Source organism: uncultured Pigmentiphaga sp. (assembly GCF_937950555.1).
GTDB lineage: Bacteria > Pseudomonadota > Gammaproteobacteria > Burkholderiales > Burkholderiaceae_B > Pigmentiphaga.
In genome coordinates this window covers 397821-412339 of record NZ_CALFCW010000030.1, presented here as the reverse complement: position 1 = coordinate 412339, position 14519 = coordinate 397821, and the positions used below count along the sequence as shown (strand labels likewise).

Annotated in this window: 13 protein-coding genes; 10 read left to right on the top strand and 3 right to left on the bottom strand. The window is 61.9% G+C overall.

Annotation, left to right across the window (positions count from 1 at the left end):
• The first annotated feature begins 8 nt into the window (after positions 1–8).
• The 9 genes from gmd to Q0319_RS08440 are packed head-to-tail and all read left to right on the top strand — an operon-like array spanning position 9 to position 9467.
• Positions 9–1121, top strand: a complete 1113-nt coding sequence (gene gmd, locus Q0319_RS08480; RefSeq protein ID WP_296463484.1) for a GDP-mannose 4,6-dehydratase — start codon at positions 9–11, stop codon at positions 1119–1121.
• Between the two features lie 2 nt (positions 1122–1123).
• A complete protein-coding gene (locus Q0319_RS08475) occupies positions 1124–2086 on the top strand; it encodes a GDP-L-fucose synthase (protein ID WP_299451785.1) in 963 nt (320 codons plus the stop codon).
• A 3-nt stretch (positions 2087–2089) separates the two neighbouring features.
• The gene (locus Q0319_RS08470; RefSeq protein WP_296463489.1) at positions 2090–3412 is read left to right on the top strand and encodes a lipopolysaccharide biosynthesis protein; all 1323 of its coding nucleotides are present in this window, start codon (positions 2090–2092) and stop codon (positions 3410–3412) included.
• 23 nt (positions 3413–3435) lie between these two features.
• Positions 3436–4338, top strand: coding sequence for a glycosyltransferase family 2 protein (locus Q0319_RS08465; RefSeq protein ID WP_296463491.1), 903 nt, complete (start codon positions 3436–3438; stop codon positions 4336–4338).
• Between the two features lie 10 nt (positions 4339–4348).
• Complete coding sequence (locus tag Q0319_RS08460; protein ID WP_299451784.1) at positions 4349–5623, top strand: O-antigen ligase family protein; 1275 nt, start codon at positions 4349–4351, stop codon at positions 5621–5623.
• Entirely contained in the window at positions 5616–6734 is a 1119-nt protein-coding gene (locus Q0319_RS08455; protein WP_299451782.1) for a glycosyltransferase, read from the top strand. Before Q0319_RS08460 ends, Q0319_RS08455 begins: the two co-directional genes overlap by 8 nt.
• Positions 6735–6760: 26 nt before the next feature.
• Positions 6761–7657, top strand: coding sequence for a glycosyltransferase family 2 protein (locus Q0319_RS08450; RefSeq protein WP_299451780.1), 897 nt, complete (start codon positions 6761–6763; stop codon positions 7655–7657).
• The gene (locus tag Q0319_RS08445) at positions 7654–8217 is read left to right on the top strand and encodes a putative colanic acid biosynthesis acetyltransferase (RefSeq protein WP_299451778.1); all 564 of its coding nucleotides are present in this window, start codon (positions 7654–7656) and stop codon (positions 8215–8217) included. The genes Q0319_RS08450 and Q0319_RS08445 overlap by 4 nt, the downstream gene beginning before the upstream one ends.
• The gene (locus Q0319_RS08440) at positions 8214–9467 is read left to right on the top strand and encodes a glycosyltransferase WbuB (protein ID WP_299451776.1); all 1254 of its coding nucleotides are present in this window, start codon (positions 8214–8216) and stop codon (positions 9465–9467) included. The genes Q0319_RS08445 and Q0319_RS08440 overlap by 4 nt, the downstream gene beginning before the upstream one ends.
• An 18-nt stretch (positions 9468–9485) precedes the next feature.
• Here Q0319_RS08440 and Q0319_RS08435 read toward each other — a convergent pair whose 3' ends face one another.
• The 3 genes from Q0319_RS08435 to Q0319_RS08425 all read right to left on the bottom strand — a co-directional run bounded on the left by Q0319_RS08435 (position 9486) and on the right by Q0319_RS08425 (position 13263).
• A complete protein-coding gene (locus tag Q0319_RS08435; RefSeq protein ID WP_299451774.1) occupies positions 9486–10127 on the bottom strand; it encodes a response regulator transcription factor in 642 nt (213 codons plus the stop codon).
• 220 nt (positions 10128–10347) lie between these two features.
• Positions 10348–11130 (bottom strand): response regulator transcription factor, encoded by a 783-nt coding sequence (locus Q0319_RS08430; protein WP_299451771.1) that lies wholly within the window; start codon positions 11128–11130, stop codon positions 10348–10350.
• Positions 11131–11544: 414 nt separating this feature from the next.
• Positions 11545–13263 (bottom strand): hypothetical protein, encoded by a 1719-nt coding sequence (locus tag Q0319_RS08425; RefSeq protein ID WP_299451769.1) that lies wholly within the window; start codon positions 13261–13263, stop codon positions 11545–11547.
• Positions 13264–13523: 260 nt separating this feature from the next.
• On the opposite strand from Q0319_RS08425, the gene Q0319_RS08420 reads away from it, so the two are divergent.
• Positions 13524–14465: a phytanoyl-CoA dioxygenase family protein gene (locus tag Q0319_RS08420; RefSeq protein WP_299451767.1), complete on the top strand. Its 942-nt coding sequence runs from the start codon at positions 13524–13526 to the stop codon at positions 14463–14465.
• Positions 14466–14519 lie beyond the last annotated feature (54 nt).

Sequence of the window (14519 nt, the reverse complement as noted above, 5' to 3'; positions counted from 1 at the left end):
ACACCACCATGACGAAGCGAGCACTGATAACGGGCATAACCGGACAAGACGGCGCTTACCTCGCCGAACTCTTGCTGGAAAAGGGCTACGAAGTCCACGGCATCAAGCGCCGGGCGTCGATGTTCAACACGGCCCGTATCGACCATCTCTACCAAGACCCTCACGAGCGTTCGCGCAACTTCGTGCTCCACCACGGCGACATGACGGATTCCTGCAGCCTCATCCGGATCGTGCAGGCCGTCCAACCCGATGAGATCTACAACCTGGCGGCACAAAGCCACGTGGGCGTTTCTTTCGAAGAGCCTGAGTACACCGCCAACACCGACGCGTTGGGAACGTTGCGGCTGCTCGAGGCGATCCGCATGCTCAAGCTCGCCGACCGCACGCGCTTCTACCAGGCCTCGACCTCCGAACTGTTCGGAATGGTCCAGGAAACGCCCCAGCGCGAGACCACCCCGTTCTACCCGCGCAGCCCCTACGCAGCGGCAAAGCTCTATGCGTACTGGATCTGCGTCAACTACCGGGAAGCCTACGGCATTTATGCGTGCAACGGCATCCTCTTCAATCATGAATCCCCGCGCCGGGGCGAGACCTTCGTCACCCGAAAGATCACCCGGGGGCTTGCGCGCATCGCGATGGGACTGCAGGACTGCCTGTACCTGGGCAATCTTTCGTCGAAGCGGGACTGGGGACACGCCCGCGACTACGTCGAAATGCAGTGGCTGATGTTGCAGCAGGATAAGCCTGACGACTATGTCATTGCGACCGGCATGCAATACAGCGTGCGCGAATTCATCGACATGGCTGCACGGGAGCTCGGCCTGCTGCTCTCCTGGGAAGGGGAAGGCGTGCGGGAGACGGCAACCGTTCTCTTTAGCGCAGTCCACGACAAAGTCCGTCCCGGACAAGTCATCGTACGGGTCGATCCGCGCTACTTCCGCCCCACCGAAGTCGACACGCTGCTCGGCGATGCCAGCAAAGCCAGGGAGAAGCTCGGCTGGACGCCCAAGACCTCCTTGCCCGAGCTCGTCAGGGAGATGGTCGAAAGCGACCTGAAGGAGGCCCGGCGCGATGCGCTCATGGAAGAAAACGGATACGAAGTGTTCGCCTACAAGGAGTAACTATGAAGACCGGCCTCGCGCGCGTTTTCGTAGCAGGACATCGCGGGATGGTGGGCTCCGCGATCCGCCGGGAGTTGGAACGAAAGGGCTACGTGCACCTCCTGACGCCATCCCGCCATGAACTCAACCTCGAGAACCAGGCTGCCGTGCAGCAGTTCTTCGACCGCGAGCGGCCGGACGTCGTCTATCTTGCCGCGGCCAAAGTGGGCGGAATACTCGACAACGAGCGGCATCCCGTCGCCTACCTGGCACGCAACCTCCTGATCCAGACCAACGTCATCCGCGCCGCGTACGAGTCCGGGGTATCTCGGCTGCTTTTCCTGGGCTCCTCGTGCATTTACCCGCGCCTCGCCCCGCAGCCCATGCGGGAGGAACACTTGCTGACTGGCCCGCTCGAGAGTACCAACGAAGCCTACGCCATCGCCAAGATTGCCGGCGTCAAGCTGTGCGAAGCGTATCGCCGCGAGTTCGGGTCCTGCTTCATCAGCGCGATGCCGACCAATCTCTATGGACAGGGTGACAACTACGACCTGGAAAGCAGCCACGTCTTGCCAGCCCTGATTCGCAAGTTCCACGAAGGCAAGCTTGCCAACGCGCCCTTCGTGACGGTCTGGGGCACTGGCCAAGCGCTGCGCGAGTTCCTCCACGTGGACGACCTGGCCCGCGCTTGCGTCCAGCTCATGGAAGGCGACCCCGACCACGCCATCTACAACATCGGCTCCGGAGAGGAAATCAGCATCGCCGAGCTCGCCCGTCTCGTCGCCAGGATCGTGGGTTACGAAGGAAAGATCAAGTTCGACCTCAGCCGGCCCGACGGCACACCGCGCAAGCTGCTCGACTCCTCGCGCATGCGGGAGTTGGGGTGGAAGCCCGAGATCTCTCTGGCCGAGGGGATTGCGATGACGTATCGCCAGTTCCTGCGCGAATCCAGTGCCCAGCAGCGGCTGACCAGTGCGCTGAGCTGACCCATGGCCCCTCTGCGATGGATCCGGCGCCACGTCGCCTGCAATGCCTCCTTTTGGGGATTGATCGAGTACGGCTGCGGGCCGCTCATTGCACTGGCGGCCATTCCCGTGCTGCTGCACCGGCTCGATACGGTCGGCTACGGTCAATATGCCATGATTCTTGCAGTCGCCGGCTTCGGAAACCTCGCCAACCTGGGCGCGTCGGTCACTGCGACCAAGCTCGTCGCCGAGCGGGCGCACGAGCCCGGGGGAGCCTTGCGCGGCGCAGGCGTCGCATCGGCCCTCATCTTCTGCGCATTGGCCGCCGTTTCCGTGTTGACGCTCGCCGCCGCCGTCATGTTCGCGGTGGCCTGGCCCGAAGCCAGCTTCGGGAACGCCCCCCTGTTCGCCTTGCTTCCCGCGGCGCTGGCCATGTATCTCGCGCAACAGCTGGACCAGCTCTATGCCGGTGCGTTGAAAGGTCGCGAGCGCTTCACGGCCACCGCCTTGTGCGAATGCGGGGGCCGTGTCGGCGCACTGACATTGGCCTGCACCGCCGCCTGGCTCACGCATAGCGCGCTGTGGACGGCTGCCGCGCAAAGCTCGGGGCTGCTTCTGTCGGCTGGGGTCAAGATGCTGGTTTTCGCCCGCGGGGAAGGTCGATATGGGGTCCGCCCCATTGCAGAGCGCGCCGCGATGAAAGACGCATTCCGATTCTCGCGTTGGTCCTGGCTGCACGGCGTGAGCGCCCTCGCCTTCGGATCGCTCGACCGAGTTGCCGTCGGCAGCCTGATGGGCCCAGCCGCGCTGGCCCTGTATGCCGTGGGCGTTCAAGTCGGCCAGATCATCCATACCGCAGCGGTGGCCGTATTCCAGAAAGCCATGCCGCGCGTCAACCGCCTGCTCGTCGCCCCCCCCAGCCCCGGCGCCGCGGGAGAAGAGATACGCCGCCTGATGCGCTGGAACCTCATCCTATCGGCCGCCGGGACCTTGGCGCTGCTCGCCGTGAGCGAACCACTGCTGCGCTGGATGCTCGGGCCGGACAAGGTCGCAGGCCAGCAGTGGACATTCGACCTGTTGATCCTGGCGTCGGGCATCCTGTCGATGAACGCGGCTGCCCATTTTTCACTGCTCGGCCTGGGCAACGGCCGCGCCGTCGCCCTGCTCAACGGGCTGGGCGGCGCGGCCATGCTCGTGCTGATGGTGGTGCTCGCGGGCCCCGCCGGCCAGAACGCCGCCGCCATCGGACGCATAGCCTACGCTGTGATCACGTTCGCCGCCGTAGGGCTCGCACTACGCGATTCGCGCGAACATCTCCCACCTCCCGCCACGATCGCGACTCGATAGGCTGTCACATGTTCAGGGAATATATGCGCAGACATCACGCCACGAAAACCCGGGAACTGGTCAACTTCATCAGTTGCCTGAAACCTCCGCGCCCGGTAGCGACCGGCCTGTTGCCGAAGATCACAATCGTGACGCCGTCGTACAACCAGGCGAAGTTCCTCGAACGCACGATCCTGTCGGTGCTCAACCAGGGGTATCCGAACCTCGAGTACATCATCATCGATGGCGGCTCGACCGATGGCAGCGTCGAGATCATCCGGAAGTACGAGAAATACTTGGCCTATTGGACGAGCCGGCCCGATCGTGGGCAATCTCATGCGATTAACGAGGGATTCCTTCGCGCAACAGGCGAATACGTCGGCTGGCAAAACTCCGACGATCTGTTCTTCCCAGGTGCCTTGCTGCGTTTGGGCAAGGCGGCGTCGGCCGGACGGCCGCCCATCGTCAGCGGCAATCTTTATATCGCCGACGCCCAAAACCGGATATTCCGCGAAATCCAGTACACGCCCGTCGACCGCGGCATGCTGACCGTGGTGAAAGCCTCGATCCCGAACCAGGCTGCCATCTTCCGCCGAGACTTGCTCGAGAAATACGGCATGCTGGACGAAGACAAGCGCTATTGCATGGACCTGGACCTCTGGAGCCGCCTGCTGTATGCGGGCCCCAACACCATCGTGCCAGACGCCTACGGCGTCTACACCATGCATGCCGAGACCAAGACGGCCAGGCTGCAAGACGTATTGCTGGAAGAACGCAGTGCCATCGTTCGCAAGATACGACAGACAGAACCGGGCATAGGGCCGCTCTACGGCATATCGTGCCGGCTCGCCAAGATGGCCGCGCACGCCAAGCAGGGAGACATCCCTTACCTGCTAGAAAAGTTCACGAGCAAGCTGATCGGTCGCGACGACTGGAACGAACACTGAGGCCGCCTCCATGATGCCCTCGCCCACGCGCTCCACCCTACCCTGGCTGTGCCTGTTCTTTTTCGCCGCCACGGCCCTGAATTTCGACGAACTCACCATTGGCGTAGGCAATTTCAAGCTCTCGCCGTTCGACCTGCTCTTCGTCACGATCGTCATCGTCAAATTCTCCCGGCTGGGACAGCCCGGCGCCTATGCGCTTCCGTCGGGCCCGGTGCTCCTGCCCATGTTGTTGCAATGCCTGGCACTTGCCTATCTGGCCGCGACGAGCATCCATCCCAAGCCTGGTATCGTCGCTCCGGACATTGCGCGCGACCTGCGCATTGTTTTCTATTTCATGTGCATCCCCTTCCTTTGCTACAAGGACATCGATTCGGCTAGCGCATATGCCCTCCTGCAGCGGACCATCGTGTACTCCGGCTTGGCCGTCACACTCCTCCTGCTCGCCGAGCAGGTCGTCGGGTTCAGCGTGACCGAGCCGCTACGCAACGTACGCCTTGCGGTCTGGCTGCTTCCCTTCTCCATCCTGGCCATTTTCTTCTTTCCCAATACGCTCGGCCTGGGCCCCGGTCGGGCCTACTTGTGGACGCTGTTCATGTTCCTCGCGCTCGCCATGTCCCTCAACCGCAGCCAATATCTCCAGTTGGCCGTGACGGTCGCCGTCGCCGCATTCCTGGGGAGGCAGGCGAAGGCGTTGCAGAAAACGCTGTTGCTGTTCGTCCCAGCGATTGCAGCCGGCATGGTTGTGTTCTACATGATCGGCTACGTGGAGGTCCTCCTCGACCGCATCTTCACCGTCCAGGCGTTGGAATATGACTCGAGCTACGGGGCGCGCGTGGAGGAAATGGAAGGCCAGATGGAGCTCTTCCGGCAATCGCCCATTTTCGGCCATGGAGCGGGGCTGCGCAGCTGGGTCATGGGCGAGGAAGGCTTCGAGCTAAGCACCTTCGCCCACAACTCCTGGGCATTCTATTTGATGAAATTCGGCATCGTCGGGACGGCGCTCATCATGCTGACGCCGCTATCCATCCTGCTGATCTCGCTTTTCCGTCCCTATGGGCATCCTGGCCTGGAGCTCCATCGACGTTACCTGCTCTGCTGCCTGCCGATCTACATCGTCGTCGACTCGATGTCTGGAGGACTGGCTTATGCTCCCAAGACCGCCTTCCTCGGCTTCATGCTGTGCTACAGCCTGTCGCTGGCGGCCAACGGCGCGGCAGTAACGGCCGCCGCCGAGCAGGATAGGGTGAACGCCATGCTCACACCTCGGGCGGCACGCCATGGCTGATGTCCTCTTCGTCGCTCCTGATTTGTCACCCGGTGGAGTCGGTCGCTGCGTCATGTTCATCACTGACGCGCTCCCGGAGGAAGGCATCGACACCGCGCTATTCCTGCTTCGCCGTTTCCGGGGCGAATTCAAGGTCAGGAATCCGTCCGTCACGTACGCACTGCCCGAGACGCCCGGGCCCTGGCGCTTCCGCTCGGCACTGCCGCTCGCGTTCTGGCGCCTGCTCATCCACCTGCGCAACGACCCTCCAGCGTTGGTCTGCTCGCATGGCTTGCTATGCAATCTCCTCGTGGCGCTGGCGTCGATGCTGTCCGTGCGCAAGTACGCCACCGTGGCCATCGAGCACAACAGCCCGGCCGCGCACTACAGCGGCTCCGCCGTGCAGCGCTTCAAGCGTTGGCTCGCGCGTTTCAGCTATGCGAAACACGACCTCGTCGTGGGAGTCTCCCAGGGCGTCGTGCGCGACCTCTCCAACATGTTTCCTTCGCTGACCGGAAAATTCCGCCACGTCTATAACGGCATCCCCATCGAGGAAGTCCGCCGCCTGGCCAGCTGCACGCCAAGCATGCCACCGCAGCCGGGAGTACTCGAGTTCGTGGCCATCGGCCGCCTGGACGAGCTCAAGGACTTCAAGACGCTGGTCGAGGCGGCTGACCTGCTCGATGACCCTCGCATCGCTTTCGTCGTTTTCGGGGATGGCCCGGAACGCGATGCACTGCAGCGGCAAATCGCGGCCTCGTCGTCCCGCTCCCAGGTCATCCTGGCGGGACATGTTTCCAACCCATTCCCCGTCCTGGCACGGGCTTACGCCTTCGTTTCGACATCCCGCCGCGAAAGTTTCGGCAATGCGATGGTGGAAGCCTTGTGCCTGGGCGTACCAGTCATCGCCGCCGACTGCCCCCACGGCCCCGGCGAGATCCTGGCCAACGGCCAATACGGCGTGCTTTTTCCCGTCGGTGACGCCGGCGCCCTGGCCGCCGCAGTGCGCCGCTTGGTTGATCACGAAGGCGAACGCGATCGGCTGGCCCAGGCGGCCGCGGAACGCGCTGCGGCTTTCTCGCTCGAGCAGCACCGGAGAAACGTGGCTGTACTTTTCAACCCGCTGCTATAGCCGCAACCACCCTCACGGAGAAAACCTTGGAACGCATTCCGGTATCCGTCGTCGTGATGACCAAGAATGAGGCACGCAACATCGTCAAGTGCCTCGCCAGCCTGCGGGATTTCTCAGAGGTGTTCGTGGTCGACTCGGGCAGCACGGACGAGACGCAGGCCCTCGCGATCGCGCACGGCGCCCATGTGGTGCCGTTCAAATGGAACGGCAAGTATCCGAAGAAAAAGCAGTGGTGTCTGGAAAACCTTCCTTTTTCGAACCGCATCGTGCTGTACGTCGACGCGGACGAGGAAATGACGCCGGCGCTGGCCGAAGAAATCCGCCACAGCCTACCTCGCTTCCATGACGGCCATGCCGGCGCATTCGCTGCTTTCGACTATGTTTTTTGCGGCAAGACCCTCCGCCATGGCCATCGTGTCTACAAGCTCGTGCTGCTGGACAGGTTCCGCGCCCGGTTTCTCGACTATGACGACCTGGATGTCGCCAACATGTGGGAAGTCGAAGGCCACTACCAGCCGCATGTAGAAGGCCGGACCTTCGTATTGTCGAACCCCATGATCCACGCGGATCACGACTCGCTCTACCACTACTTCGACAAGCACAATCGCTATTCGGACTGGGAAGCCCACCTGCGCCTCAAAGGCCTGCTCAACGATCCGCGCGAAGCGAACGTCGGATCGCGCGCATTGGCCAAGAAGGCATTCCAGAAGCTGCCGTTCAAGGGCATGACTGCATTCCTGCACAGCTACGTCTTCAAGCGCGGCTTCCTCGACGGCAAGGCCGGATTCCACTATGCCATCGCACGCGCGTTCTATTACTGGCAGATAGGCATCAAGACCGAAGAGATGCGGGCCGCCGCCACGCGCGCCAGCCAGGGCGCCGGGCAAGGATTGGCGGGCGATCTGGATCGGAGTTCCACGTGAAAGAAGAATTCCATAGGCTGGACCTGTTTTCCATTTCCCCCGGCTTGCGCGGCCGCTCCCCCCTGGCCGTCCAGATATGGTGGCTGGCGCAAGCCACGCTCTTCAGGTGTTCCCCGCAAATCGCCTATGGATTTCGCCGATGGCTGCTGCGCCTGTTCGGCGCAAAGGTCGGCAAGAAGGTCTTGATTCGTCCCAGCGCCACGATCACCTATCCTTGGAAAGTCAGCATCGGGGATTATTCCTGGATCGGGGACGACGTCGTGCTCTACAGCCTTGCTCCCATCCACATCGGCGATCACGTCGTCGTGTCCCAGCGCAGCTATGTTTGCGCTGCCGACCACGATCCCAGCCTGCGAGCCTTCCCGATCCGCGAGCGGCCAGTCCGCATCGAACACGGAGCGTGGATCGCGGCCGACGTATTCATCGGCCCCGGGGTAACAGTGGGCGCCGGCGCCGTAGTCGGCGCCCGAAGTTCCGTATTCAAACCCGTTCCCGCGGCGATGATCTGCCACGGCAATCCCTGCCGGCCCGTGCGCAGGCGCACAATGGTGGACGCATGAGACTCTTGATATACGGGCTGAATTTCGCGCCGGAACTGACGGGAATAGGCAAGTACACCGGTGAACTGGCCGCCTGGCTCGCCGGCCGGGGTCACACGGTGTCCGTCATTGCCGGCCCCCCCTATTATCCGGCCTGGCGCATCGAGCCAGGCTACTCGGCCTGGCGTTACCGCCGGGAAACCTGGCGAGGCGTTACCGTCATCCGGACGCCGCTCTGGGTGCCTGCCCGGCCGGGCGGCCTCAAACGCCTGCTGCACCTGGCGAGCTTCGCAGCCTCCAGCCTGCCGGTCCTCATCATGCAGGCCTTCAAGCGGCCAGACGTCATATTCGTCGTGGCACCCTCCCTTTTCTGCGCCCCGGCTGCATGGCTGGCCGCCCGGCTATGCGGCGCGCGAGTATGGCTGCACATCCAAGACTACGAAGTGGACGCAGCGTTCGAGCTTGGCCTGCTCAAAGGCCGTGGCTTGAGAAAAGTCGTCCTGGGGCTGGAACGCTGGCTGCTGCGACGCTTCGATCGCGTCTCCACCATCTCGGGGCGCATGCTCGAACTGGCGCGGCGCAAGGGCGTAGACGCGCGCCGGCTGGAGACGCTGCCTAATTGGGTCGACGTCGATGCCATCTGCCGCCCAGACTGCCAATCGCGCTATCGGTCCGAGCTCGGCATCCCCCCCCATGCCGTCGTCGCGCTCTACGCCGGCAACATGGGCGTCAAACAGGGCCTCGAAGTCCTTGCGCAAGCCGCTCGTATGTTGGCAGCGCACCCCAAGCTATGGTTCGTATTCTGCGGAGAAGGGCCCCAACGCGATGCCTTGCATGCCTTGTGCAAGGGGCTGCCCCAGGTCCGTTTCCTCGATCTGCAGCCTGCAGAACGGCTGGGCGAGCTCCTTTGCACCGCAGACATCCATCTGCTGCCCCAGCGCGCCAACGCGGCGGACTTAGTGATGCCCTCCAAGCTCTCGGGCATGCTAGCCAGCGGACGCCCGGTCATTTGCACCGCACAACCAGGAACGGAACTCGCCGGGGTAGTCGCGGGCAAGGGCATCGTCATCCCGCCGGAAGATGCACAGGCCCTCGTGGCCGCGCTGGAAGAACTCGCCGACGATCCGTGCCGCCGCCACGCACTCGGCCGCGCCGCGCGGCATTACGCGCAGCGCCATCTCCACATCGACGCCGTGTTGTCCGAAGCCGAAAAGGCGCTCATCCACTGCATCGGGGGGGATACCCCAGGGGTAACCGGACCGGCCGCCTGACGGCGCTACCGGCCCGGCTCAGTCCTCGCCTTCGTCGTCCGGCTTGATCAAGCCGCGATGCCGGGCCACGAACGCTGCTTCGGCCTGGTTGCGCACGTTGAGCTTCCAATAAAGCGTGCGCGCATGGCTCTTGACCGTCGCAGCGGAGATGCCGATGTGCTCAGCTATCTCTCGCATGCTGTGTCCCTGTACCAGCAGCCTCAGGATTTCCTCCTGCCTCTTCGTCAGCCCCCGCATGACGGACCGGGCCGCCACGGGCATGTCCGGCGGTATCTCCCGGCGTGGATAACACTCGCCGCCCGCAAGGACCAGGCTCACCGCTGCGGCCAATGCGGCAGGATCGGAAGAGCGTGATATGTAACCCTGGACCCCGCGACGGGCGAAAGCGGCACTGACGGCCGGGTCTTCCGTGCCATAAAGCGTCAAGACGACTCGGGGGGAAAATATTGCCAACGCTCGCTCGAGCGTCTCGATGGCTTGTACCGGATCGGGGTTCACGTCCAATACCAGCAATTCCACGCTCTTGTTCCACGACGTTCCGAGCTCACCCAGCTGGCGGGCGGACAAGACGATGATCTCGCCCGCACCCTCTACACGCATCAATATATGTTCCAAAGCGAGCCGCAACAGCGCGTAATCTTCAATCAGAACTGTCGCCATTCCCCGCGGCCTTTTGAACGCGCCCTGACGCCCCGCCTGGCCGACCATGGAACGCCATGGCCGGCTCGGAAAGAGAGAATCTGGAGCACTGCTGATAGACACAACCGTCGCGGCCCCGCCACCGACGGGTGCCGCGTGCGGTCATTCAACACGCTTGTATCCTATCAGCGGCCGCGTGTGTCGACTCTCGTACAGGCGATTGAATCGGTTCGGATTAACGCTATTTGTGCGTATGCGCGTAGGGCTGCACCCGCTTGTTGTCGCGGTCGAGTTCCGGGCCGTGCCACTCGAGCGTAGCCCCCCGCTTCAGCGCCGTATAGACCGCTTCACCCTTGTTGCGCACGTGCAGGCGTTGATAGAGGGTACACGCATGCGTCTTCGTGGTCGCGACCGAGATATTGAGCATCCGGCTGATCGTCTTGATCGGATGACCGCGCGCGAGCAATACCAGCACTTCGTATTGGCGCGGCGTCAATTGCAATAGCTGCGCTCCTTCGGCGATGCTGATTTCGTTCGGCTTGCCGTTCGAACCTGCCGGCTTGAGCCCGTTGGACGACAGGACCCCGCCCGCCTGGTCGGCTGCAGGCCGGAAATAGGAATCCGGGGCCTGCAACTGTTTTCCGGGAAAACACTGACCTCCGGCGATGACCAACCGAATCGCAGCCTCGAGAATCTCGACTGAAACGGTTTTCATGACACAGCCGGATACCGGCAAGCCGGACAAATTGCTGAAGCTTGGCGGCAACGGCAGCGCATCGGCCAGGAGCAAAATCCGCTTCGGCTGGAGAGTTTTATGAATCTCGGTGAGGTACTGGCGATCCGACCCCGCCCCCGACGAAACGCCATATATCAGAAGATCTACTCCGATAGCCGGCGACTCGCCTTTGGCAAGAGCGTCGTAATCCAGTTCGACTATCTCCCAAGGCTCGCCCAGTTTTTTCACGATCTGCCACAAACCGAGACGCAGCAACGGATGAGATTCCATCAGGACTATTTTTCCCATCACTTCCTCTGTTCAAATCCAAATAGGCACCAGCCCGATAAGACATCAGCCCACCACGCGCCCCGCCGCATTCCGTTAATTTTTGTTACAACCATCTCGGAATCAACGACCCGTCTCCTGCCTGAAGTTAGGCGGGAGTGAGCACTTTCGGTGGATTAAAAGTGAGGTAACCCCGACGAAAAGACGTTCTTGGCTGCGGCAACCCGAATATGTAGCATTCGGTCGCAGAAAAAACGTCTTCCCGCTATTTGTAGCACAACCTTAAAACGGTATGCGCGTTTCTGCGCCAGTAAGTCTCTATCTCCAACTGCCTCCCGAGGCAAACATATATATCATTTTGTGCGAACTGTGGATGACTAGACGCAATGCCTAGGACATCGGGATGAGCCCGAACGTCGTAGGAATAAGATGGATTCACTCCATATAAGCAAAATCGAAAACCGTGTGCCCCCCGTGACTGTGCCAGTGGTGCATGGCGGAGTTGGGCTTGCCCACGAACTGGGCGTAATGCACCTCTCCGTCAGTTTCCTGATATTCCAGCGGAGTCAGCTTTTCGATGCGATTCAGGGAAATCCCTTTCCCATATTGGCAAAAACCCTGATATTGAGCGCATCGAATAATCTCTCCCGACGGCATGACGATCAAACCGGCATTTCTCGCCTTGGCCGGGCTACGCACCACCGGGTTGGCAGCATGGGGCCGCCAGTCTGTGGAGGTGGGCGATTCTGCGTAAAACGCAAATAGCTCGTCGCAATGGCTGAGCCCGTCGGTCCGATCGATATTGGTCAACAACCACCAATATTCACCATGCCGGAAGATGACGGTATCGACGGCCGAGACGTCTTTCATCAATATGCACTCGAGTTTCCATTTCATCGGAAACTCCTCGCACTTCCACAATTCGATCGTTCGATTGCCACAGGTCTCGGGAACCATGTAAGTGGCGCCCTCATATTCGAACACATAGGGGAACGAGAGGTGATAAGGTAGATTCAACGCATCCCCTAGCACCTCGAAACGACCTTCCCGATACGTGGCAACCGCGATTTTTCCCTTGCGTTCCCTGAAGTCGTAATCCTCGAAAAAAATGTAGGGACGGTTGTTGCGCATGAATACGAACGGATCGGCGTAAAACCGCCCCTTCGGGGGCGTTAACACCAGCGCTTTCGACACCAAGGCCTGGGCCCCCACTGAGGGGAACATCCCTATTCGCCACCGCATGTTCCGCTTCATCAGTCGCCGCATCACCAGCACGCCGGCCAGCCAGACTTGGCGCGCCAGATACGAGGCTCCGTCCCACTCTGTCGGATAGCTGGCCGGAGCCGCGGTATCGATGCGGGGAACGGGATTTCTTGATCGCAAAGGCGCTGCCTTGGCGAAGCAACGCAGGGCATCGCAGATGATGAGCTTGCCGAGATCGAACGCACGTGCCTGGTTCTTCAGCCAGAACGCTTCCGTGTTAAAGCTGCGCTTTTCGATCGGCTCGTCGTCCTCGGGGCGATCCGCCAGCCACCACAAGGTTTCCACAGTATGGTCTTCGCGCCGCAGGACTTCCCAAAAGCCGGCGTATCTTCCTGTTCCCGCATCGGTCGCACAATACGAGAGACACCAGTTTCCGATCCGCGCCACGCCACGCAACTGTTCGCGGGGTACGGGAAGCCCATCGGGCATGATGACCAGGTCAAGCTCAAGTCCGTGTAATGCCTCGGCCGCATTCGTCTTGGGCCATAGGTCTATGGGTTTACTCTTGGCGCTCGGCAACTGGCGCAAGTCCTGGCTCCTGAGCAAGGCGCGCTGGCGCTCGCTCAATACGCGCTGCTCCATCTGGATCAGGGCCTTCATCAGCGGGCCGTTCCTGCGCGTCCAGCCCGCACGCACGGGCCCGTGCGGGGCCACGAGGATCGCTGCCAACTCGAACTCCTGGCGTTGAACGATCCATTCGATCAGGTCGCACACCCACCCCGGCTGCTCGTAGGCATCAACCAACAGCGCAATCCTCGCTATGCTCATTTTTGCTCCTGCGCTCTGGAAACCGATCACAGTATGGATACTGCTTTCTTTCACCCATGCTTTCCAGCCTGCACACGCCCTAGGACGAATGTCTGGGCGACCGCATGAATGAAGCGCCCGCAATCAGACTCTTGCCTGAACACAACCCACGGTGCCCTCGTGCACACGTCCTAATTCGCGGGAATTCCCTAGCGCCGTGGCGAGCCGGCCGCGCGCGCGCATAACGCGTCCGCCTTAGCTCGCCATACATCGGTAGGGCTGTCGCATCGGCGCTCTGATTTACGGCCGAAGCGCGATAGTTAAGCTCACCTGCAAGGGGATACGTTTAGCCCCATGTTTAACCTTGCCTAAAGCTGAGGCCCACAGGCACACATGGGGGAATCATGGAAGAGACTAGCGTGATTACGGACGAACAGGCCGCCTTGTACGAGAAACAAGGCTACCTCGCACTCAAAGGCCTATGTCCGCCGGAAGAAGTCGAGTTGATCCGCAACACTCTGATGGACCTGTTCAACAAGCGGACCGGTTACGACGAAGGTGCCATGTACGATTTTGCGGCGCGGGACGACCCGTCCAAGCCCATTACCTTTCCCAGCCTGCACGATCCCCGGCACTATGCGCCGAGCCTGCTGCGAACGCGCTACTACCAGCGCGCCCTTGCGCTGGCCAAGCGGCTGCTCGGGAAAGATGCGGACCTGTACGGCGAGCATGCCCTGCTCAAACCCGCGCTGACCGGCCCGGCCACACCCTGGCACCAGGACGAGGCCTTTCGCTCGCCCGACTTCGAGTACCGAGAGGTGAGCATCTGGCTGGCACTGCAACCCGTCAACGAAGAATCCGGCTGCATGCAGTTCATCCCGGGCTCGAACAAGTACGAAGTCCTGGAACACCGCTCGCCTGGAGGAGACAAGAGACTACATCCGCTGGAGTGCTGCGCGGACTTCCCACGCGAGCTCGCCGTGCCCGTCCCCCTGCAGGCCGGCGACGCCACGGTGCATCACACGCGCACCCTCCACTACACCGCGCCGAATACGTCGCCATCGCACCGGCTCGCCTATATCCTGATTTTCAACGCTCCCCCCGTCTATAAGCCCGGACGACGGGAGTTCCCATGGCTGGAAGGGCGCTGGACCGACAGCCAGACGAGGCGCAGGCAATGGTACCGGCGTGGCGGCCTGGCGGTCGACGCCATGCGCAGGTTGCCGAGTGCCCGCCTCACCAGCCCCAGGTGGATGGCATGGGCGACGATCCGCGCCGTCAACAAAGTGAGGGGCAAGGCACGCACGACGCCCCAGGGAGGAAACAACCGCAAGGAGACCGCCTGACCGAGGCTCCCATCCGCCACGCGGATGGGAGCCTCCAGGCGTGCCGCTGCGACG